Genomic DNA, 1568 nt, shown 5'->3' with positions numbered 1-1568 from the left:
CCATTCGGCGCCGTCAAACCATTGCTCGCACCGTCCTGATTGGTCGCGGTGCCCCGGACGACGGCCAGCACCTCGTGCCCGTTGCGGCGCGCGTCGGACAGTCGCTCCAGCAGCAACATCCCGACGCCTTCACCCCAACTGGTGCCGTCGGCCGCCGCCGAGAACGCCTTCGCCCTGCCGTCCGCCGCCAGGCCCCGCTGTCGGCTGAACTCGACGAAGACGCTGGGCGTGGCCATCACCGTCACGCCGCCCGCGAGCGCCAACGAGCACTCGCCGCTGCGCAGGGCCTGCGCGGCCAGGTGCAGCGCGACCAGCGACGACGAGCACGCGGTGTCCACCGTGACGGCGGGACCCTCCAGGCCGAACGTGTAGGCCACCCGGCCGGACGCGACACTGCCCGCACTGCCGTTGGCGAGGTATCCCTCGAACTCGCCGGCGTCGCCCGCCGAGTTCATCAGGCGGGAGCCGTAGTCGCCGTACATCACGCCGGCGAACACGCCGGTGCGGCTGCCGCGTACCGTCCGCGGGTCGATGCCGGCCCGCTCGAACGCCTCCCAGGACGTCTCCAGGAGCAGTCGCTGCTGCGGGTCGATGGTGAGCGCCTCGCGCGGCGAGATGCCGAAGAACACCGGGTCGAAGTCGCCCGCGTCGTGCAGGAAGCCGCCCTGGCGAACGTAGCTCTTGCCCTTGTGTTCCGGATCCGGGTCGAACAGGTTGGCCAGGTCCCAGCCGCGATCGGCCGGGAAGCCGGTGATCCCCTCGGCGCCTGCGGCGACCAGTCGCCACAGCTCCTCGGGCGAGCCGACGCCGCCCGGATAGCGGCAGCTCATCCCGACAATCGCGATCGGCTCGTCGTGGATGGCTACAGTCGGCGCAACGGCCGGCCGGGCAGCGTCCGTTGCCTCCGCCTCTCCCGTACCCGCCAGTTCGGCCCGTACGTGTTCGATCAACGCGGCCGGCGTGGGGTGGTCGAAGATCAGAGTGGCCGAGAGGCGCAGCCCCGTCGCCGTGTTGAGTCGGTTGCGCAGTTCGACGGCGGTCAGAGAGTCGAAGCCCAGGTCCTTGAAAGCCCGTTCCGGGTCCACCGACTCGGCGGTTCCGTGGCCGAGCACGGTGGCGACATGCTCGCGCACCAGTGTCGACACGGCGCGCTCGCGCTCCTCGGCGGACAGCCCCGACAGCCGCTCCCGGAGCGAACCGGCCGAGCGGTCCGAGCCGGCGCCGCCGCGTGCCACGCGACGGCTCGGCGCGGCGGGGACAAGGTCGCGCAGGACCGATGGCAGCCCGCCGTCGACGGCCTGGGCGCGCAGCGCGGCGGTGTCCCACCGGGCCGCGACGAGCAGGGCCGCGTCCGTACCGGTGGCCGCGTCGAACAGGGCGAGCCCGTCGTCGGCGGACAGCGCGAGCACGCCCGAGCGGTGCAGCCGGCTCAGGTCGGCGCCGCCGAGGCCGTCGGTCATGCCTTCGCTCTGTGCCCACAGGCCCCAGGCCAGCGAGGTGGCCGGCAGACCCGCCGCCCGCCGACGCACCGCGAGCGCGTCCAACGCCGCGTTCGCCGCCGCATAACC

The 1568-nt window shown here is 73.2% G+C and carries 1 protein-coding gene; it reads right to left on the bottom strand.

All coding sequences use genetic code 11. The features are described from left to right. Positions 1-1568: acyl carrier protein (locus ACZ4FV_RS52280; protein ID WP_465328525.1), on the bottom strand; the 1568-nt coding region annotated here is incomplete at both ends.

It is taken from the genome of Embleya sp. NPDC025285 (genome assembly GCF_055558835.1).
This window is presented reverse-complemented; position numbering and strand designations above follow the sequence as displayed.